Source organism: Rhizobium sp. AN73 (assembly GCF_030757975.1).
Taxonomy (GTDB): domain Bacteria; phylum Pseudomonadota; class Alphaproteobacteria; order Rhizobiales; family Rhizobiaceae; genus Agrobacterium; species Agrobacterium arsenijevicii.
Map to the genome: position 1 here is coordinate 1258806 of NZ_JARWME010000002.1, position 20337 is coordinate 1279142.

Below are 20337 nucleotides of genomic sequence, written 5' to 3' on the forward strand. Positions count from 1 at the left end.
TTTTGGGCAGTCGCCCCTTCCTATATTGAAGCCGTGACCGTGAAAAACAGCTGGGAAACTGCCATTGCCGCCTTCTCTTACGTCCCTGACGGACAGTGCGCTTATCGCATTCGACAATCTGGCCGACCGTGCGAGCACCCTTACCCATCCGACATTGCGGCTTGGCGTCACCGGCCTTTCGCGGGCGGGCAAGACGGTTTTCATTTCCTCCCTCGTCCACAACCTTCTGAATGGCGGCCGCCTGCCGCTTTTTGAAGCCATGCGGTCGGGGCGCGTCTCCAATGTGCGGCTGGAGCCGCAGCCGGACGATGCCATTCCCCGTTTTCAGTATGAGGACCATATTCAGGCGCTGGTGCGCGACAGGCTCTGGCCTGATCTCGACACGGGCGATCTCGGAACTCCGGATCACGCTGGATTACCAGAGCGCCAGCGGCTGGGGCCGTTGGTTTTCCGCCGGAAAACTTTCCATCGATATCGTCGATTATCCCGGCGAATGGCTGCTCGATCTGCCGCTGCTCTCGCAGGATTACAAACAGTTCAGCGACAATACCGTGGCACTGGCGCAAAACGGTATCCGCGCCGAGCTGGCGCAGGAATGGCTGGCAATCGCCGCGTCTCTCGATATCAACGCCCCCGCTGACGAGATGACGGCACGCCGCCTCTCAGAAAGCTTCGCCGCCTACCTTCGCGCCTGCAAATCCGACGAGCGTTCTCTGTCGACGCTGCCACCGGGCCGTCTGCTGATGCCCGGCGACCTTGAAGGATCGCCGGCGCTGACATTCGCGCCGCTGCCGGGCCTAACCGACGAAAAAGCGCCGAAAGGGTCGCTGCGCGCCATGATGGAGCGGCGCTACGACGCCTACAAGTCGATTGTCGTCAAACCCTTCTTCCGCGAGCATTTCGCCCGTCTCGACCGGCAGATCGTGCTGATCGACACGCTTCAGGCGGTCAATCGCGGCCCCGAGGCCGTGCAGGATCTGGAACGGGCGCTGGGCGATGTTCTCGCCTGTTTCCGCCCCGGCACCAACAGCCTTTTGTCATCGCTGCTCGGCCGGCGCATCGACAAGGTGCTGATTGCCGCCACCAAGGCCGACCATCTGCATCACGAGAGCCATGACCGGCTGGAGCGGCTGACGCGCCGTCTGGTGGACCGCGCCATCACCACCATCGGCATGAATGGTGCGGGCATCGAGGTCATGGCGCTGGCTTCCGTGCGCGCCACCAAAGAAGCAAGCGTGCGACAGGACGGTCACGAGCTTCCGGTCATCGTCGGCACGCCGATGGCGGGAGAAACCATCAACGGCGAGATATTCGACGGCAATCGCAAGACGGCAATCTTTCCCGGCGACCTGCCGGAGGATCCGGAGCCGCTTTTCCGCAGCATCGACACGGATGGCGACAAGGCAACGTTGCCCGACGTCAATGTCGTGCGTTTCCGCCCGCCCAATATCGATGAGCCGGGCAGCGGTGGCATCCGGCTTTCCGTTCCCCACATAAGGCTCGACCGCGCCATGCAGTTCCTGTTTGGAGACAAGCTCGCATGAAGGCTCCCACACCAAACGATCCGCAGACACGTCGCCCGGCCGCTTTCGCGCTAGAAACCGAAGAGACGGCGCGGCCGACCGCTACGCAGAAACGCGCACCGCGCAGTTTCGATGCCGAAATTTCTCTGACGCCCGATGAGGATGATCCCTTTTTCGCGCCTGAAGAGATCGATGCCGCCGCATTGCCAGTGGCGGTGCCGAAAAAGAGCCGCTTCTCCTTCGGCAAACTCGCGCTCGGTGCGCTTGGCGTGCTGTTCTCGCTCGCTTTCGGGCTCTGGGCAGATCAGCTTATCCGCAATCTGTTTTCCCGCTCCGACTGGCTGGGTTACACGGCGAGCATCGCCCTCCTCGTGGCGCTTTTTGCCGTCCTCGTTCTGGTTGGGCGTGAAGTCTTCGGCATCATGCGGCTCAATGCCGTGCAATCGCTGAAAGCCGACGCGGAGACGGCAAGCCTCGATAAAAACCCGAAACCCGCGCGCGCCATCATCACCCGTCTCAATGCGGTTCTGTCGCACCGCGCCGAAACCGCCAAGGGGCGCGCCGCACTCAAGGAAACCGAAAACGACGTGATCGACGGCCTGCATCTGATCGAGCTTGCCGAACGGGAATTGCTAGTGCCGCTTGACCGGCAGGCCCGCGCCCTGATCCTCAATTCCTCCAAACGTGTCTCCGTTGTCACCGCCGTCAGCCCGCGCGCGGTGGTCGATCTCGCTTATGTGCTGTTCGAGGTAACTCGGCTGGTGCGGGCCATGGCGGAACTTTATGGCGGCCGTCCCGGCACGCTCGGCATGCTCAAGCTGTTGCGCGATGTCGTCGCCCATCTCGCCGTCACGGGGTCGATCGCCGTCGGCGACGGGCTTGCCCAGCAGGTTCTCGGCCACGGGCTTGCCTCGAAACTCTCCGCGCGCCTCGGCGAAGGTGTCATCAACGGCCTGATGACGGCGCGAATCGGTATTGCGGCGATGGATCTGTGCCGCCCGCTGCCGTTCAAGGCGGTGAAGCGACCGGGGATAGGTGATTTCATGTCCGACCTGACGCCCGATCTCGGCGGTGGAAAAACCGGTCAGAAAGCCTGATCGGCCGGGCATATGCGGATCAAAAGGTTACGGACGAAGCCGCAAATTAGGCCGAAATAAACCAAGCATTAACCATTCCGCCGGTAGATTGCCGCTTATCGAACAGGCATCTTCGCCGGGGAAAGTATCATGTATTCGCGCTTCTTTTCGCTTGTGGGCGGACTTGCCGCCATATTGTCCGTCAGCGGCTTCGGCCTGTCTGATGTCCATGCCGCACCGCGCGATCGCGACGACGTGTTTTTCCGTTCCGTGGCCGGAAGCTGGAAAGGCCCGGGCGAAATCGTCGCCGGCAAATACAAGGGCACCAAATTCACCTGCGACCTGACGGGCGAACCGCTTGCCGACAAGCAGACCGGCATCAAGCTCGCCGGCACCTGCCGTGTCGGAGTCTTCAGCCAGCCCATGTCCGCCGTCATCAGCCAGAAGGGCGGCTCTTACGAGGGCAAGTTCCTCGATGGCGCCGAAGGCAAGGGACTGGACATCATTTCCGGGCAAGTCAGCGGCGACAAGGTGGTTGTCGGCATCAATCGCGCCAAGCTCAACGGCGCCATGGTTGCCCGCGTCTCGAACGACAATTCGATGAACATCACCATTTCCGTCAAGGTCGCCGACCAGATGATCCCGGTGATCGGCGTGACGCTCGCGCGCGATATCGACCAGATCGCCGTCGGTTCGATCAAGCCGTAAAAGCGACTATCATTTCAGCCATCGCCAAGCGGGAGTGTCCACCACTCCCGTTTTTCGTCTGCGCTGATGATGCCGGTTTTATCCGCCTGCTGCAGCCATTCCCGCACGGGTTTACCACGGACTTCGAGATCGGGTGCGATATCGGCAAGCGGTATCAGCACGAAAGCGCGCTCTGTCATACGCGGATGCGGCACTTCGATGCTTTCCGTAACGAGAGCTTCATCACCGTAGGTCAGCACATCGATATCGATGGTACGCGGCCCCCAGCGCTCGGTCCTGACCCGCTTCATGCCCTTTTCGATGTCGAGGCATAATTGCAACAGCGCGGGAGCGGCAAGCGAGGTTTCGACCAAAGCGCAGCAATTGAAGAAATCCGCCTGATCGGTCTTGCCCCAGGGCGGCGTGCGATAAAGCCCGGAGACGGCCAGCACGCGGCAGTCGCCATGCGCATCGAGTTCGCGCAGGGCTCTGGCCATTGCGGCGGCCGGATCGCCGATATTGCCGCCAAGGCCCAATGCAGCAACGGTCATCCTGTCAGGCACGGTGTTCAACACTCACCTGCGCATAATCGAGAATGCCGGGAACCGGTGCAGAAGGTTTACGCACCGTGATCCGCAGCCAGACAATTTGCGGATAACGCGCACGTAGCGCCTTGGCGATATCGTTCGCCAATGCCTCGATCAGATAGCGGCGCTGGCCGACAACGATCTTTTCGATGACAGCGAAAGCGACGCCATAATCGACGGTATTTTCGATATCGTCGGTTTCCAGCGCGTCGCCCGCTTCAACTTCCATCTCGGCATCGACGAAAAAGCGCTGGCCCAGCACCTCCTCCTGCTCGAGAAGGCCATGACGGGCGAAAAAGGAACAGTTTTTCAGAATGATGGTGTAGCGGCTCATCGCATCGCCTCCATGGCGGGGGTTTTACCGAAATAGCCGACTTCTTTCGAAGCATGCGGCACTCCGGTATCTATTGATCTATGCATCGGGCCTTGCCGATGCTTTGGCAAGAACCGCATCGGCAATTGCCAGCGTATCGCGTGTTGCGGCGACATTGTGCACGCGAAAAATCGCGGCACCCGCCAGCCTGAGGATCGCTGTGGTCGCCGCTGTTCCGATATCGCGTTCCTGGGCCGCATCCCTGCCCGTCAGCGACCCGATGAAACGCTTGCGCGACGTACCGGCCAGAACCGGCAGGCCGAAAGCGGCAAGTTCGCCGAAGCGTGCCATCAACTCGACATTTTCGCGCTCATCCTTGGCAAAACCGAAGCCCGGATCAAGCACAATGGCATCACGGGCGATACCTGCGTCCTCGGCGATCTCGAGCGAGCGGTTGAGGAATTCGAACTGGTCTTCAATGACATCGGCAAGCTTCTGCCGGTCGCGGCCGGTATGCATGATGCAGACGCCTGCGCGTGCGGCGGCGATCACACCCGCCATGTCCCCGTCTTTCTGCAGGCCGAACACGTCATTGACGATGTGCGCTCCCGCCTCGATCGCCAGCCTTGCCGTCGATGCGCGGTAGGTGTCGACGGAAATCAGAACATCCGTCTCGCGGCGCAGCCTTTCGATGACCGGCAGCACCCGGTCCTGTTCCTCAGCTGCCGTCACCTCAGCCGCACCGGGACGGGTAGATTCGCCGCCGATATCGATGATATCGGCACCCTCTTCCACGCAGGTCAGCGCATGGGAAAAAGCCGCATCCACGGCGAGATAACGGCCGCCATCCGAAAAGGAATCGGGCGTCGCATTGACGATGGCCATAATACGGCCACGTCCATCAAGTTTCAGGGAGCGACCATGGGCCGCTTGCCACACATTGCTGCCGGCTGTTATCACGTAACACGCGCCTTTCGGGAATATACGGAGTGTTATGCCAATTCTTATAAGTTCCGCTCCGCCTATGCAGCAAACGTTTTTCAAGTTCAACCGGAAGGCCGGGTCATGACCATATCTTCACGTGCTCTTTGCGCCGTTTTCGCTGGCGTATTGGCCCTTTCCATGCCCGGATCGGCTTTTTCCGAAACCATCGTCCGCAAGACCTATTCCTATTTTACGATCAACGGCAAAACCGCCGCCGACCTCGACAGGCAGCTTTCCAAACATGGCCCCCTGACGCACAACACCGGGGCGCGCCATCCAGGTGCGACCGAGATCAAATTTGGCGGCGAACTCACCTATGTCGAGAAAAACGGCATGTGCAGCGTCGGAACCACCAAGGTGCTGCTGAACACCCGTATCCTCCTGCCGCAATGGAAAAACCGTCGTCGCACCACCGCGGAGCTGGCCTTCATCTGGGATACGCTGCTTGCCGATATCAAGCGCCACGAGGAACGGCACGCGGAAATCGCCCGCACCCATGCCCGCTCGCTCGAAAGGCAATTGACGGCGCTTCGTCCGCAAAAAGATTGTGAAACCCTGCAGGGAATGGTCGGCAAGATCACCCAGACCGTCATGGACGAGCACGACAAGGATCAGCTGCGCTTCGATATAGTGGAATCGAAAAACTTCGATGCGCGCATGACCCGGCTTTTGAAGAACCGGATCGAGCAGGGCCAGAACCGGCGCTGAGCGGCCGCTCGCCGCATTTTCCCGTAAACGCACAACGCAACGTAAACATGACGTTACGTCATGTCCGATATCACCCGTGACTTCTCGTCATGGTGCCGTCGGCGAGACTCATTGTAGCTTGCTTGTATGGTTCAGAACGGTGGCAACCCGCAGCGGGTCTGGCGTTTGGAACCACCTCCGGTTCTCCCGGTGCGCACTTGAGGCTCGCAGGTGTTTCCTCCCTCGCTTGCATGCTGCGTACCCGCCTCGCCCCGCTCCCCGCTACCAGGTGAGCGGGGCTTTTTCTATGGCGCGTAATGTAGGGAGAGCTGTCAGCCCTGACGTTCGGGAACGTGAACGACAAGACCGTCAAGCTCGTCCTTCATCTTGATCTGACAGGAAAGACGCGAGGTGGGGCGGACCTCGAAGGCGAAATCCAGCATGTCTTCTTCCATCGGCTCGGGTCCACCGACGCGTTCCGCCCATGCATCATCCACATAGACATGACAGGTCGCACAGGCACAGGCGCCGCCGCATTCCGCATCGATGCCGGGTACGGAGTTGCGCACGGCATTCTCCATGACGGTGGAACCGTTGCTCACGTCGAGTTCATGGGGCGTGCCGTCAAAGGCAACGATGGTCAGTTTTGTCATGCCGGAAATCCAAAATGGTGTCTAAGAACTGTTCTAAACAAACACATAGAAAGGCCGGTTCGCCTTGGCAACCCGCTTATCACGGACGCCAAGCGCAACCGGCCCCGCAAAATGGTGAATTTGACTGGATTTGCCTTAGCGGCAGAGCTTGAGGATGAAGTTTTCCGCTTCGACAATGGCTGCGGCAAGCCTGGCGATCGCCGCGCTGTCGTTGCCCTTGTCCTCTACCGCTGCCGCCGCCGTGGAAACAGCGGAGGCACCAACTGCCTGTGCGGCGCCTTTCAGACGGTGGGCGGTCGCCTTGACGGTCTTGTCGTCAGCACCGGCCATTTCATGCAGGGCAGCGCGGGCGTTGCGGCTGAAGAGTTGCAGCACCTCGATTTCCAGTTCCTTGTCGCCCATCGTCTGCCGGGCGAGATGATCGAAATCGATTGGTTTTACACCGGCGGCCGGCGCACCACCGCAATTATCCGGAGCTTCGAACGCAATACTGACCGCTGCCATGTCTGAAATTCCTTTGTCTCGCCGTTTCCTGTTTCGTGTCACATCTGTGTCGTATTTACGCATTGAAGCCGGTGCTATCGGCTTAAATTACGGCGTGACGCGGGCGAAAATCTTCTGCTATGGTTAATTTATGTTAAACTTATGCGAAACAAGGCGTTCAACGCGAAACTCAGGTTTAAAAACTGTTAAAAAGCCGACACTTCGCTGCTGCGGCAAACCCGCATTAATTGTTTCGAACACCTAAATGTGTCACTACGGTACTGCCGTTCCGACAAGGCTTATGCTCAAGCTTTGTTATTCCGGCACAGTGATGTAATTTCGCCCGAAAGCTGGACCACCAGCAATTCGGGATTTGGTAATGGCGGAATTGTTCTCTTTAACGGGATAATGTTCCGCTGGCATGATGGCGGCAGTCCGCTTGCTGGTTGCAAGTGGTCAAACGGCATGAAGCCGGGCGTATGTGTAACGAGGCGTAACCGCATGGCGAATAACAAGATCAGCGACTCTGTCGACGAGACTGCATTTCAGGCGTTGGAAGACGCCTTGCAGCTCGGTGCTTTCGAAGACAAGCCGGAGACGCGGAAAACTGCAGCGCCAAAGCAGCCGGAGGCCAGATTGAAGGAAGCCAGCAGACAGACCCCTGCTCCCGAGGCTGCGCGAGCGCCTGTCGAACAGGCTCCCAAATCGCCCAATCTGGAAGCGGCCAATGACGGCTCCAAGCGCAGCCCGGCCATGATCCTGAAATCGCTTGAAGGCGGCTCCATCGGCGGCGCGCTCAGAAACGCGACGATCATGTCGGTGATCTGGGCGCTCGGCGGTCTCGGCATCGCCCACCTCATCTATGGCAACGCGCTGTGGAATATCGGCTCGGTCGCCGACGTCGCCGCAATTCCCGGCCTGATGGCGATCGTCGTCGGCATCGTCGTTCCGGTCATGCTGTTCTTCGCCTTCGCGATCATGATGGCCCGCGCCCGCGATCTGCGTAACGCTGCCCGCTCGATGGCCGAAGTCGCCCTTCGCCTTGCCGAACCCGAAACGGTCGCGTCCGACCGGATCATGTCCGTTGGTCAGGCCGTGCGCCGCGAAGTCTCGGCCATGAATGATGGCATCGAGCGCACCATTGCCCGCGCGACGGAACTCGAAACCCTCGTCCATTCGGAAGTCAACGCGCTTGAGCGCAGCTATGCCGACAATGAATTGCGCGTGCGCAGCCTCGTGCAGGAACTGACCGCCGAGCGCGACGCCATCGTCAACCACGCAGAGCGTATCCGCTCCTCCATCGTTGGCGCGCAGGAACAGATCAAGGAAGAGCTTTCCATCGTCGGCGAAGAGCTTTCGATGCGGCTTTCCACCACTGGCGAGGCCTTCGCCTCGATGATCGACACACGCTCGGCTGCGCTGCTTGAAAAATCGCGCGCATCGACCGAAGCGATGGGCAGCCTGATCGCCGCCAAGACCGAAAACCTGCTTCAGGCACTGAATTCCTCGGGCGCGACGCTCTCCAGCGAATTCGACATGCGCCTGCACAACCTCACCTCGACGCTGGATGAGCGCGGCGAAGTCCTGCTCGAGCGGTTCGCGATCCACGCCTCGACACTCGACAGCGGTGCGGAAAGCCTCAATAGCGCGCTCGAGGAACGCACTCGCCAGCTCAACGAGACGCTGTCGACGCGCACGCTCGAACTCAACCGCAATATCGATCGCGGCCAGCAGATCATCGGCGGTTCGCTGGATAACGTGCTCGACAAGCTCTCCACGACGCTTGAGGAAAAAGGCCTCTCCTTCCGCCAGAGCCTGCAAAGCACGGCCGACGATGCGATCATGGATCTCGATCTCCGCTCCGGCCTCTACGAGGAACGGCTGCAGGCGACGGTCGGCCAGGTCAATTCGGCCTTCGACGAACATGTGGCGGACTTCGCCAGCGCCTTCGACCAGCGCGCGGGCAGCCTCGACAGCAAGCTGATGGAAAGCCTTGCCCGGATCAACGAAACCGTTGCCGGCGGCTCCGAAGCCCTCGATACCATGCTGACAAGCGGTCTTGAGCGCATCGGCAACACCATGACCGATCAGTCGCTTGCGCTCGCAACCGCACTGGGCACCGGCCAGGAAATGCTCGAAAGCGCGCTGGAAACCCGCACCCGCGAGTTCAGCGACGCAATCGGCCAGCGCACCGCTGAAATCACCGATGCCTTCGCCAATTCGCACGAGAAGATCGACGGCGTGCTGGCGGAACGCAGCAATGCCCTGTTCGGCGCGCTTTCGGCCAGCCAGGACCGTTTTGACGAGGCGCTTGCCAGCCGTTCGCTGGCGATTACCGGCTCCGTCTCCGGCACGGCGGAACGTCTCGCCGCGATGCTTGACGAACGCGCAGCTGCGATCAACAGCGTCGTTGCCGATGTCGAGCGTCGTCTCTCCGAAACGCTCGAAACCCGGGCCGCCGCCATCACCGGCGCTGTTTCCGGTATCGAGGACCGCATTTCCGACACGCTGGAAAGCCGCACGGCCGCCCTTCATGACGTTGTTTCCGGCGCGGAAACCCGTATCGCCGAAACGCTGGATGGCCGCACCGCTGCTCTTTCCAGCGCGATTTCCGGTGTCGAAGAACGTATTGCCGACACGATGGACAGCCGCACCCTGTCGCTCGACATGACATTCGCCAATGTCGAGGAGAGACTGTCCGAAACGCTCGACAACCGCACCTCCGCCCTCACCGGCATTGTGGCCAGCGCTGAAGAGAAGATCGCCGGCGCGCTCGACAGCCGCACGGCAACCTTTGGCGACGTGGTCGCCGGTGCCGAAACCCGTATCGCCGAAACGCTGGATGGCCGCACCGCTGCACTCAACGCCGTCGTTTCGGGTGCGGAAGAACGCATCGCCGACGCCTTGGACAGCCGCACCATGGCGCTCGACATGGCGTTTTCTGGCGCCGAGGAAAAAATCACCGAAGCGCTCGACACGCGTACCGCCGCCCTTGGCGAATTGGTGGCCGGAGCCGAGACCCGTATCGCAGGCGCACTCGACAGCCGCACGGATTCGCTGAAGAACGTCGTTTCCGGCGCGGAAGAGCGGATCACGGACGTGCTCGACAGCCGCACCATGGCGCTCGACATGAGCTTCTCCGGTGTCGAGGAAAAGATTGCCGACATCCTCGACGGCCGCACCGCAGCACTTCATACCGCAGTTTCCGGGGTTGAAGATCGTATTGCCGGCGCTCTGGACAGCCGCACCGCTGCCCTTTCCGGCATTGTCTCCGGTGCCGAAGAACGCATCGCCGATGCGCTCGACAGCCGCACCATGGCGCTCGATATGACGATTTCGGGTGTTGAGGAACGGATCGCCGAGGCTATGGACGCCAGAACCGCATCGCTTTCGCTGGCCGCGGCCGGCGTCGGCCAGCGACTGGAATCGACCGCCTTCACGCTTGAAAACGCCCTTGCCAGCGGACACGAGCGGCTTGAAACCATGCTCGGCTCGCAGGCTGAACGCATCGCCGGCTCGCTTGAGCGTAACAGCGGCCTGATCGAACAGAGCGTCTCGGGTGCAGCCAACCGCATCGAAAGTGTTGTGGAAGACGGCAGCAGCCGTTTTGCGCAGACGGTGGAAGAAGGCGTCTCCCGTCTCGAAACCAACCTCTCGCAATCGCATGAGGATATCCGCACCGCGCTCGACCAGCGCCACGCGGATATGGCGGCGACGCTGAGCTCGGCGACGACCCAGATGGGCGACATGCTTTCCGAACAGGCGATGATGATCGGCACCACCGTCGCATCCAGCGCCAGCATGCTCGAACTCTCGCTCGAAACCCAGCAGGAAACGTTGCAGAAGGCCATCGACGGCAGTGCGGCGACGCTGGAAGAACGTCTTCGCAACAGCGCTGGCGATATCGCCGTCAAGATCGGTGAAGCCGCCCGTGAAATCGGCGGCGCGACCGATGCGCTCTCCTCGCGGATCGAAACCTCGATCGGAAGCGTCACGGGCAGGCTCGACGAGACCGGCGCGCGCATCGAGACCTCGCTCGGTACGCTGCAGGAGCGCGTTTCGAGCGATCTCGGCAACGTCAACACCTCGATCGAGGATGCAGGCCGACGCTTTGCCGACGCTCTGGAAGACAAGACAGCCGCCTTTGCTCGCACCAGCGATGATGCCGCTCAGCGCATCACCGGCATTCTGGACGAGCAGGCAATACGCGTCACCGATACATTCGAAAGCCGCACCAACCGTCTGGCGGAAACCTTCGATGCTGGCTCGGCCCGCATCGACGAACGCCTCGGCACCATGGACCGGGCGCTGACGATCGGCCTTGAAAACGTCAACCGCACCATCGAAGGCAAGGCGAGCGATCTCGCCGTCGGCCTGCGCGGCGCGGTCATCTCCGCCACCCAGAGCATTGACGAAGAAGCAGCTCGCTCCTCGGCCCTGCTCGCGAAGACCGGCTCGGAATTCGCCGAACAGGTGCAGGCAAAGAACGAGGCATTCACAAAGGCCATCGAGGAACGCTCCGGCGAGATCGTCAATCGCATCTCGGATGCGCAGACACGTCTTTCCGGTCAGGCGGCTGCCGTCGCCCAGACCTTCTCGGAAGCCGGCAACATCATCGTCAACAAGGTTGCGGAAGCTGAGGCCGTCGTGCGTTCGCAGGTCGGCGTCATTTCCGAGACCCTGTCCGGTGTGGAATCCGCCCTCGATGCGCGTGGCGAATCCATCCGCTCGGCGCTGGACAACCGCACCCGCGAACTCAACTCGATGCTGGCCAGCCGTTCCGCCGAACTGTCGCGCCTCATCGAAGAAAAAGCGAAGCCGGTGGTCGACGAATACGCCACCATTGGCCGCGAAGCCGCCGAAAAAATCGTTTCGGCCGCTCAGCAGAGCGCCGAGCTTCTGTCGCAGAGCAACAGCGGCATGGTCGGCATGGTGGAACAGGCGATCAGCGACTACGCCACGGCAGGAACGGATGCGGCGAGCAAGCTTGTCGCGGCAACCCGCCAGAGCACGGATATGCTGTCCCAGACCCATACCGCCATGGCGGATGCCGTTGAACAGGGTATCGACAAATACGCCCGTGCGGGCAGCGATGTGGCAAACAAGCTCGTCGCCGCCACCCGCCAGAGCACGGATATGCTGTCGCAGACCCATAACAGCATGGCCGAGATCGTCGAGCAGTCGGCCACCAACTTCAACACCGCCGTCGAGCGCGCCGCGCAAGAATTCGGCACGGCAGACGAGGCGTTGAACGCGTCGGCGACCCGCTTCTCCGAATCCGCCTCGCAGGCCGCCGACATGGTGTCCAGCTCCAGCCGCCTGCTCGAAGGAAAGATCGACCGTCTGTCGAATATTTCCGGCCAGACACTGGCACAGGTTGCCGGCATCGTTGGACGCTTCGAGGAACATTCCAAGGTGCTGAGCCAGGCCTCCGAGCTGCTCAATGCGGCGCAGTCGAGCCTCGTCGGCACGCTGGAGGAACGTCAGGATGCGCTGCGCAGCCTGTCCGTCGGCCTCGTCAAGCGTTCCGAAGAAATCGAGACCGCCATGCGCGGCGTCGTCAGCGTCGTGGAAACCACGCTCAACGAAGCCGAGGAGCGTTCGCAGAACGTTGCCGGCAATCTGCGCGACAACCTGCAGGCATCCTTCACCGATATCGGCCGCTCGCTCGACGAGACCGAACAGCGCGCCCGCACGGCGGCACAGACCATGCGAGGCGCCCTGCTCTCCGCCGGTCAGGATGCCAGCCGCTCGATCGAAAGCACGCTGTCCGACGCGCAGAAATATTCCGACGAGCTGGTCAACCGCCTGCGCGGCGGTGTCGAATCCTCGCTTTCGGAAGTCGACAATCTTCTGGGCAGCGCCTCGGAAAAATCGAATGCCGCCGCCGCCAACCTCAAGGAAACGCTGCGTCAGGCCGTCGAGGAAGCCGTTAGCCGTTTCGCCGGCGCGACGGACGAAATCCGCCGCTCCAGCCACGACATCCGCCGCGAGCTGGATGCGACCCGCGCGGAACTGAAGCGCGGCGCGTTCGACCTGCCGGAAGAGGCCAAGGAAAGCGCTGCCGCCATGCGCCGCGCCGTTTCCGAGCAGATCAAGGCCCTGCAGGATATTTCCCAGCTTGTCGGTCGTTCGACCCACCAGATGGAAGTGTCCGAACCGGTGGCCCGTGCCATCGCCGCGACCCAGCCCGCTGCTGAACGCCGCGTGGAGACGCGTCCGCAGCCGGCAGCCGCCGCTCCGGTACAACAGCGCCCGGCACAGCCGCAGCCTGCTGCTGCCCCTGCCTTGCGCGGCGCCCTGCCGCTTGAAAACCGCCAGGTCGAGAACCGTCAGGCACCTGCCCCGGCTCCCGCTGCCGCTCCCGCCGGACGTCGTGAAGAAGGCGGTGGCTGGATCAGCGATCTTCTGCGTGGCGCCTCGCAGGAAACGACTGCCGCTTCCGCACCCCGCGCAAGCACCGAACAGCAGCCGACGCGTGCGGCCGACACCCGCAATCCGCGGCACATGGTGGAATCGCTGAACTCGCTCTCCGTCGACATCGCCCGCGCCATCGACCACGATGCGTCTGTGGAACTGTGGCGCCGTTACCAGCGCGGCGAGCGCGACGTCTTTACCCGTCGCCTCTACACGCTGAAGGGCCAGACGACGTTTGACGAAATCAAGCGTAAATACGAACGGGAAGCTGAGTTCCGCACCGCCGTGGACCGCTACATCACCGATTTCGAAAAGCTGCTTGCCGATGTGGCCCGCACGGATCGCGACCGGACAGTCACCCAGTCCTACCTCACCTCCGATACCGGCAAGGTCTATACGATGCTTGCCCATGCCGCGGGCCGGTTCAACTGACAGGAGGTCACGCGGAGAGCATCCCTCTCCGCGTTGCCTGTTCAAGTCTGCTATGAAAAATGACCGTCGCGGAATATTTGATTTCCGCGGCGGTCATTCTGCATTTCGGCGCAGGCTCAGCAGATAATCGCGCTCATTGAACGGATCAGCACCCGACCGCCGGCGCGGCGGCGGCGGATTATCCGCTCGCGCATAGTGGCTGAACGACGTTTCCATCGCGCCCATGCCACCCGTCAGCCCCGGCACCTGCTGCTGAATACCCTGAACCATTGCCGACGCTATCGTCCCTTCAAGCCTTGTCATGCCACCGGAGATAACGGCGTTTCTGGTGACTGCACCCGCTTTGGCGAGAACGGTGCTCAGGCGTGTCATCGCTGCCGCCGGCGCTTCAAGGTGGAAGTGATCGATCGGTTCACAAACATAGGTTTGCGCTTCGCTCAGCGCCATTGCCAGCACCCATGGTGTCAGCTGCCGGAAATCGGCAGCCGTGCTTGACGGTGCACTCTGCCGGGCAGCCGTCATGGCGACATGGCAATCCACCACCCGCCAACCGAAAATGCCCTGCTTCAGCGTTTCGAATACGGTCTCTTCGACCGCTCGATAAAAGCTTGCGGGCATCTGGCCCACCTCCACCTCCAGTGCGAAGCTGTTGCCAGCACCATCCGGTCTTGGCTCGACCCGCAATCCCACGGTAGCGATAAAGGGGTTTGGTGCCTTGAAGATGGTTTGAAGTCCGTGCCCGATACCTGCCAGCCTTTCCACGCAGATAATCGTGCTGTCCTCAAATTCAGCCTCGATGCCAAAACCCGTCAACAGTTCCGATTGGATGATCTCCTTTTGCACCTCGCCATAGAGCGATACGAAAACCTCGTTCGTCTCCTCGTTCCTTCGCAATCCGATAAGCGGATCCTGCTCGGTCAGCTGGTTCAGCGCCAGCCAGAGCGCCGCGTGCTCAGCTGGACGGCGGGAAACGACGCGCGTTTCAAGCGTGGGTGGAGCGAAATGAAACGGGCTGTCGGCAACCGCGTCCGCGCCAACCCTGTCGCCGATCCGGGCACTCGCAAGGCCGGTGACGCGGGCGATCTGACCGGCACGGAGATGCGTCGAATTGTGAACATGACCATCCTCGAACAACTGTATTCCGGTCACTCTTGCCGGTCCCTGCGGCAAAGGCAGATATTGCCTGACCTGGACGGTTCCGGATGTCAGATGCAGATATGACAGCTTTTCTCCGCCCCATCCGCGCTCGATCTTGAAGATCTTGCCGGACACTTCGCCCTCTGGATCGGGGTGACGGCCAGGCAGCATGTCGACGATGGCGGATATCAGAGCCGGCAGGCCGGCTCCCGTCATTGCCGCACCGGCAAATGCCGGATGCACCAACCCTTGGGCGGTCTGATGCGCGAGCGATCGCTTGAGCCTTACGGGTTCCACACGGTCTGGCGTCAGAAGATAGTCGCGCAGCAGGTCTTCGTCATTCTCCGCAAGGATTTCGCAGAGGATGGAGAAAAATGGCTCGCTCCTCGCATCCGGTGCCTCCACCCGCGCGGACTTGCCGCCAGCGCCGGTGACAGTCGACATGGCGATCGGGCGCACCCTCAACTGATCGGCGAGGTTTTGCACAACCTCGTCATAACGCGCGCCGGGGCTATCGACCTTGTTGATGAAGAATACGAATGGGACTGCGAGACGTTGCAACGCCCGCACCAGTATCCGCGTTTGCGCCTGCACGCCTTCCACGGCGGAAACCACAACCACGGCTGCGTCGAGCAGACCCAATACCCGCTCGACTTCCGCAATGAAATCGGGATGGCCGGGCGTATCGATGAGATTGACGACGGTATCGCCAATCGTAAAGGACACGACAGCGGCTCTGATCGTAATGCCGCGTTGCCGTTCCAGTTCGAGGCTGTCTGTCTGTGTATTGCCGGTATCGACGCTGCCCAGCCTGTCGATTACGCCGGTGTCAAAAAGGAGACGCTCCGTAAGGCTAGTCTTGCCTGCGTCTACGTGGGCAAGGATGCCCAGATTCAAAGTGCGCATGAACCCTCAACTTCTCAGAAACTCCAAGGTGATTTTCGTGAGAAGGGACTCGGCGCATTGGGACCTCTATGTGCTAAAAACCATGATCTGGTGCGCAAGTCTCCGCCGGTTCGCGGAGATGCGCGCGAATTTAAAACCCTCGTCGGGATATATGTCAAGGACGGCCATCCCGGTGTGTGACGCGGGATGGTGCGGGACAATCAAACGGCGGTTCGTCTCAAATCTCGAACGTGCCCGACGCAACGCGGACGGCGTGGCCGCCGATGCGGGCGCGAGCGATTTCGCCGTCCTTGATGTCCATGCGCAGGTGGATGTGCGAAGGCCGCTGCATCTCCACGCCCTGCTCTATCAAGAGCGGATAATGGCCGTCGGTCAGACCGTCGAAATGGTGGATAGCGCCGGAAAGGGCCGCAGCCGCAGAGCCGGTGGCGGGATCTTCCGAAATCCCCATTTCCGGGGAAAACGTGCGGGAATGGAACTTCGCCGCGTGATTGACGCCGCCACGACAGTAGATATAGGCCGCCGCCAGGCGTCCTTCGACCAACGGCGCAGTGCGCAGCCACAGATTGGCGTCGAAATCCATATCGCGAACGGCCGAGATATTATGCAACGGCACCAGCAGGAACGGCACACCAGCCGTCCAGATCGACGGTACGTGATTTTCAAAGCCGAGATGAGCTTCGCTCACACCCAGCGCATCGGCAAGAGCGGTGTGATCGAGCGGCAGGGTGACACGGGAGGATTTGCGCGGCAGGTCGAATTCGGCGAAGCTGACCGCACCGGCGCGTATCTTCACCGCACAACGCACCGGGCCCACCTGCTCCTCCAGCACGCAGACCATGTCGATGTCGTCATCGCCATCCTTACGATTGCGCTCGGCAATCGCAATCGCGGCACCAACCGTCGGGTGGCCGGCGAAAGGCAGTTCGCCTGATGGCGTGAAGATGCGCAGTGAAGCCGCATGGGCCGGGTTGCCCGAACGGTTGACGAAAACGGTCTCGGAGAGGTTCATTTCCCGGGCAATCGCCTGCATCGTCACTTGGTCGAGACCATCCGCGTCATACATGACCGCCAGCGGATTTCCCGCCAATTTGGTCTCGGTAAAGACATCGTAGATATTGTAATTCAGCGCCACGCCCGTCTCCTGCCATTCGTCATACCGCTTGTTTGGCGCAAGTTGCCTCACGCCGCTCCGCATCGCAACCCTTGTCGCGGGCCGGAAACCAAGAAGCTGTGGACCGGCCCGGCGCAAACACGCCGGGAGGGAACGCCTGCCCGCCCGAAAGGCCTTGTCGCCTGCCGCCGTCTTCATGTACCAAGGATGCGTCTTGTGGCTTGCGATCGACCGTTTTATCGACGTTTTGAGATTGTGAGCCACTTCAACAGGTTACAGCATCGTCCGCATGCCGCTTCCGGTGTGCGTCGTTGTCGAGGGAAGCGGATGTCGCATTCTAACAGTTCACTGTCCTTCGTCGCCTCCGCAACCGAGGAGGCGCAGAGGGCGCTGGAGGAGCTGAAAGGCGTTTACGGCAACACGCCCTTCGATGAGGCGGAAGTGATCGTGGCGCTTGGCGGCGATGGTTTCATGCTGCAAATCCTCAACGAGACGATGAATTCCGGCAAGCGTGTCTATGGCATGAACCGGGGATCGGTCGGCTTCCTGATGAACGACTACCGGGTGGACGGCCTGGTCGAGCGTATCGCGGTGGCGACCGGCAATGACTTCCATCCCCTGCGTATGACAACGACGGATTCCGACGGCGATGAATTCACGGCACTTGCCATGAACGAGGTCAGCCTGTTCCGGCAATCGCACCAGGCCGCCAAGCTTCGTGTCGAGGTGGATGGCAAGATGCGGCTGGAAGAGCTGATCTGTGACGGCATGATGGTGGCGACGCCGGCGGGATCGACGGCCTATAACTTCTCCGCCCATGGGCCGATCCTGCCGCTCGAATCACCACTTCTGGCGCTCACCCCCGTCAGCGCCTTCCGGCCAAGGCGTTGGCGCGGCGCGCTTTTGCCGAACAAGGTCACGGTCGACATTCACGTTCTGGAGCGGGATAAACGCCCGGTAAACGCGGTGGCCGACCACACCGAGGTGAAATCCGTGCGGCATGTGCGAATTGCACAATCGCAGGACAGAACGGCCAGAATTCTCTCGGACCCGGACCGCTCCTGGTCCGACCGGGTTCTCGCTGAACAATTCAACAATTGACGCCAACCACTGACGATGGCCATGCACTTTAAAAGACCTCTCCTCGCTGCCCTCATTCTTGCTACCGCCGCCGTGCTTCCCGCACGGGCGCAGACGGAAGCGATCGACACGTTGCCGGTTTCGGCAATCTTCGTTGTCAGCAGCGGCATGTGGGAAGATCATAGTTTAGAGCCGGTGAAGGGCACTGACGGCCAGTTGCGGCCGCCACCTGCGACACCTACACGCGGTTATTACAAGGTGGTTGCAATCCGCCAGGACGATGGCACCGCAAAGGTCTACCTGCAACGCATCGCCATTACTGCCGACGGACCGAACCTTCTCGAAAATATCGAGCTGGAAGAGTTCAACCAGATGAAATCCTACGTCACGGATATTCGTCCCGAGAGCTCGAATGGTGCATCCGCCTCACCCGGCCTGTTCGTCACCGTCTATCTGAAAACGGACCCGACGATCAGGGAAGCGGAAAGCTGGACGATCCTGATCGACGAACTCGGCGATATGAAAATCGAAAAAGCCTCGAACTGATCGGGATGGCGGCTTATTGGCTATCCGTCAGCTCATGCGGCCCGGAGAGAACCGCGCCAAAATGATGTTTCCATAATCTGGCGCCGAGTGCACCGCTGCGGTCAAGGCTGGAACCGACCGTCAGCCATGGCAGAAGCGTGGGATGAAGCCCCGCATCGAACAGGGCAAAACCGGCCGCCAGCACGCAGGTATCCGCCTGAATACCGCAGACCAGCACCCTGTCGAGTTTCAGGGACAGGAGATGGTCGATCGCCTCCCTTGGCGGCGCGTAACCGTGCTTGATGAAAATCCGGTCCGCCGGAACCAGTGAGCAGTCGTCCCTGCCCGGCTTCCAGCCCAGTTGCCGCTCGAAAGGTGTCACGCTTTCATCATGGCGCTCGACTGTGGCGATGCTGGGCATGGTCGCAGCCAGTGCGGATATGTCCGCCACCAGCAAGGCCGGCGGGTTGAAGCTCGGCTGGACGTCGACGATAAGAAGCGCCTGTTTCATGCATGTCCTCCAACGAAAAACCCCTCGCAAGATAATTGCGAGGGGCGATCTTTTTCCAGTCGACGCATTGCAGCGTCTTAGTCGATATCCGCCACGTCCACGTCTGCACCGCCGCTGATGCGGTGTGCGAGAGCCGCTTCCATGAACTCGTTCAGATCGCCGTCCAGCACGTTGCCGGGTGCGGTGCTTTCCACGCCGGTGCGCAGGTCCTTGATCAACTGGTAAGGCTGCAGAACGTAGGACCGGATCTGGTGGCTCCAGCCGATATCGGTCTTGGACGCGGCCTGGGCGTTTGCCGCATCTTCCCGCTTTTGCAGCTCCACCTCATAGAGGCGGGCGCGCAACATGTCCCACGCCTTGGCGCGGTTCTTGTGCTGCGACCGTTCCTGCTGGCAGGCCACGGCAATACCGGTCGGTATGTGGGTAATACGCACGGCCGAATCGGTGGTGTTGACGTGCTGGCCGCCTGCACCGGACGAACGATAGGTGTCGATGCGGCAATCGCTCTCGTTGATGTCGATCTGGATCGAGATCGTCGACGACAGGGTAAACCCAGACGGAGGAGAACGATGTGTGGCGACGCGCATTGCTGTCATAGGGCGAAATGCGGACGAGGCGGTGCACGCCCGATTCCGTCTTCAGCCAACCGAAAGCATTGTGGCCCTTGACGAGGATCGTCGCGGACTTGATGCCGGCCTCTTCGCCGTCATGAACTTCCAGCACTTCGACCTTGAAGCCTTCGCGGTCGGCCCAGCGGGTATACATGCGAAGCAGCATGTTGGCCCAGTCCTGGCTTTCGGTGCCGCCGGCGCCGGAATGCACTTCGAGATAGGTATCGTTGCTGTCGGCCTCGCCCGAAAGCATGGCTTCCACCTGACGGCGGTTCGCCTCGCTCCTCAGCGCCTTCAGCGCGTCCTCGGCGTCCTTGACGATCTCGTCGTCGCCTTCCATCTCGCCGAGTTCGATCAGCTCGACATTGTCTTTAAGCTGCTGCTCGAGCGCCTTGACGCCATTGATGCTGTCATCCAGCTGCTGGCGCTCGCGCATCAGTTTTTGCGCTTCGGTGGCATCGTTCCAGAGGGTCGGATCCTCTGCCTTGTTATTCAACCAGTCCAGTCGTCTTATCGCCTGGTCCCAGTCAAAGATGCCTCCTCAGCAGGCTTATGGCCTGCTTGATTTCGTCGACTACGTTCACAATTTCATTGCGCATTTCGCTGGTTCT

At 61.0% G+C, this 20337-nt stretch carries 14 protein-coding genes and 2 pseudogenes; 7 read left to right on the plus strand and 9 right to left on the minus strand.

Features of this window, described 5'->3' with window-relative positions; translation table 11 throughout:
• The first annotated feature begins 64 nt into the window (after positions 1-64).
• From RBH10_RS16175 to RBH10_RS16185, 3 genes and pseudogenes are all read left to right on the plus strand, one after another.
• Positions 65-1544: pseudogene (locus RBH10_RS16175) on the plus strand (YcjX family protein).
• On the plus strand, positions 1541-2620 hold the full coding sequence (locus RBH10_RS16180) for a YcjF family protein (protein ID WP_281036510.1): 1080 nt from the start codon (positions 1541-1543) through the stop codon (positions 2618-2620). The pseudogene RBH10_RS16175 and the gene RBH10_RS16180 overlap by 4 nt, the downstream one beginning before the upstream one ends.
• A gap of 129 nt (positions 2621-2749) precedes the next feature.
• Complete coding sequence (locus RBH10_RS16185; protein ID WP_045016011.1) at positions 2750-3307, plus strand: hypothetical protein; 558 nt, start codon at positions 2750-2752, stop codon at positions 3305-3307.
• A gap of 14 nt (positions 3308-3321) precedes the next feature.
• On the opposite strand, the gene folK is transcribed toward RBH10_RS16185, so the two are convergent.
• The 3 genes from folK to folP all read right to left on the minus strand — a co-directional run bounded on the left by folK (position 3322) and on the right by folP (position 5071).
• A complete protein-coding gene (folK, locus tag RBH10_RS16190) occupies positions 3322-3837 on the minus strand; it encodes a 2-amino-4-hydroxy-6-hydroxymethyldihydropteridine diphosphokinase (RefSeq protein WP_281037366.1) in 516 nt (171 codons plus the stop codon).
• A 4-nt stretch (positions 3838-3841) separates the two neighbouring features.
• Positions 3842-4207 (minus strand): dihydroneopterin aldolase, encoded by a 366-nt coding sequence (gene folB / locus RBH10_RS16195; RefSeq protein WP_003502532.1) that lies wholly within the window; start codon positions 4205-4207, stop codon positions 3842-3844.
• A 78-nt stretch (positions 4208-4285) separates the two neighbouring features.
• The gene (gene folP, locus RBH10_RS16200; RefSeq protein WP_281037365.1) at positions 4286-5071 is read right to left on the minus strand and encodes a dihydropteroate synthase; all 786 of its coding nucleotides are present in this window, start codon (positions 5069-5071) and stop codon (positions 4286-4288) included.
• A gap of 180 nt (positions 5072-5251) precedes the next feature.
• Between folP and RBH10_RS16205 the strand changes: the two genes are divergently transcribed.
• Entirely contained in the window at positions 5252-5878 is a 627-nt protein-coding gene (locus RBH10_RS16205) for a DUF922 domain-containing Zn-dependent protease (protein WP_281036509.1), read from the plus strand.
• 311 nt (positions 5879-6189) lie between these two features.
• Here RBH10_RS16205 and RBH10_RS16210 read toward each other — a convergent pair whose 3' ends face one another.
• Together RBH10_RS16210 and RBH10_RS16215 are read right to left on the minus strand one after the other, a co-directional pair.
• A complete protein-coding gene (locus RBH10_RS16210) occupies positions 6190-6510 on the minus strand; it encodes a 2Fe-2S iron-sulfur cluster-binding protein (RefSeq protein ID WP_045016007.1) in 321 nt (106 codons plus the stop codon).
• A 135-nt stretch (positions 6511-6645) separates the two neighbouring features.
• Entirely contained in the window at positions 6646-7014 is a 369-nt protein-coding gene (locus RBH10_RS16215; RefSeq protein ID WP_281036508.1) for an Hpt domain-containing protein, read from the minus strand.
• 480 nt (positions 7015-7494) lie between these two features.
• On the opposite strand from RBH10_RS16215, the gene RBH10_RS16220 reads away from it, so the two are divergent.
• Positions 7495-13842, plus strand: coding sequence for a hypothetical protein (locus RBH10_RS16220; RefSeq protein WP_281036507.1), 6348 nt, complete (start codon positions 7495-7497; stop codon positions 13840-13842).
• Between the two features lie 93 nt (positions 13843-13935).
• Here the strand turns inward: RBH10_RS16220 and RBH10_RS16225 are convergent, their stop codons facing one another.
• Together RBH10_RS16225 and RBH10_RS16230 are read right to left on the minus strand one after the other, a co-directional pair.
• On the minus strand, positions 13936-15885 hold the full coding sequence (locus RBH10_RS16225) for a translation factor GTPase family protein (protein ID WP_281036506.1): 1950 nt from the start codon (positions 15883-15885) through the stop codon (positions 13936-13938).
• A 217-nt stretch (positions 15886-16102) separates the two neighbouring features.
• Entirely contained in the window at positions 16103-17020 is a 918-nt protein-coding gene (locus RBH10_RS16230) for a PhzF family phenazine biosynthesis protein (protein WP_281036505.1), read from the minus strand.
• 306 nt (positions 17021-17326) lie between these two features.
• On the opposite strand from RBH10_RS16230, the gene RBH10_RS16235 reads away from it, so the two are divergent.
• Positions 17327-18100, plus strand: a complete 774-nt coding sequence (locus tag RBH10_RS16235) for an NAD kinase (RefSeq protein WP_045016003.1) — start codon at positions 17327-17329, stop codon at positions 18098-18100.
• Positions 18101-18121: 21 nt separating this feature from the next.
• Positions 18122-18625 carry a hypothetical protein gene (locus RBH10_RS16240; protein WP_281036504.1) on the plus strand — a complete coding sequence of 168 codons (504 nt, stop codon included), beginning with the start codon at positions 18122-18124 and terminating at the stop codon, positions 18623-18625.
• Between the two features lie 13 nt (positions 18626-18638).
• Here the strand turns inward: RBH10_RS16240 and RBH10_RS16245 are convergent, their stop codons facing one another.
• A complete protein-coding gene (locus RBH10_RS16245; protein WP_281036503.1) occupies positions 18639-19115 on the minus strand; it encodes a cysteine hydrolase family protein in 477 nt (158 codons plus the stop codon).
• 77 nt (positions 19116-19192) lie between these two features.
• A pseudogene (gene prfB / locus RBH10_RS16250) lies at positions 19193-20325 on the minus strand (peptide chain release factor 2).
• Positions 20326-20337 lie beyond the last annotated feature (12 nt).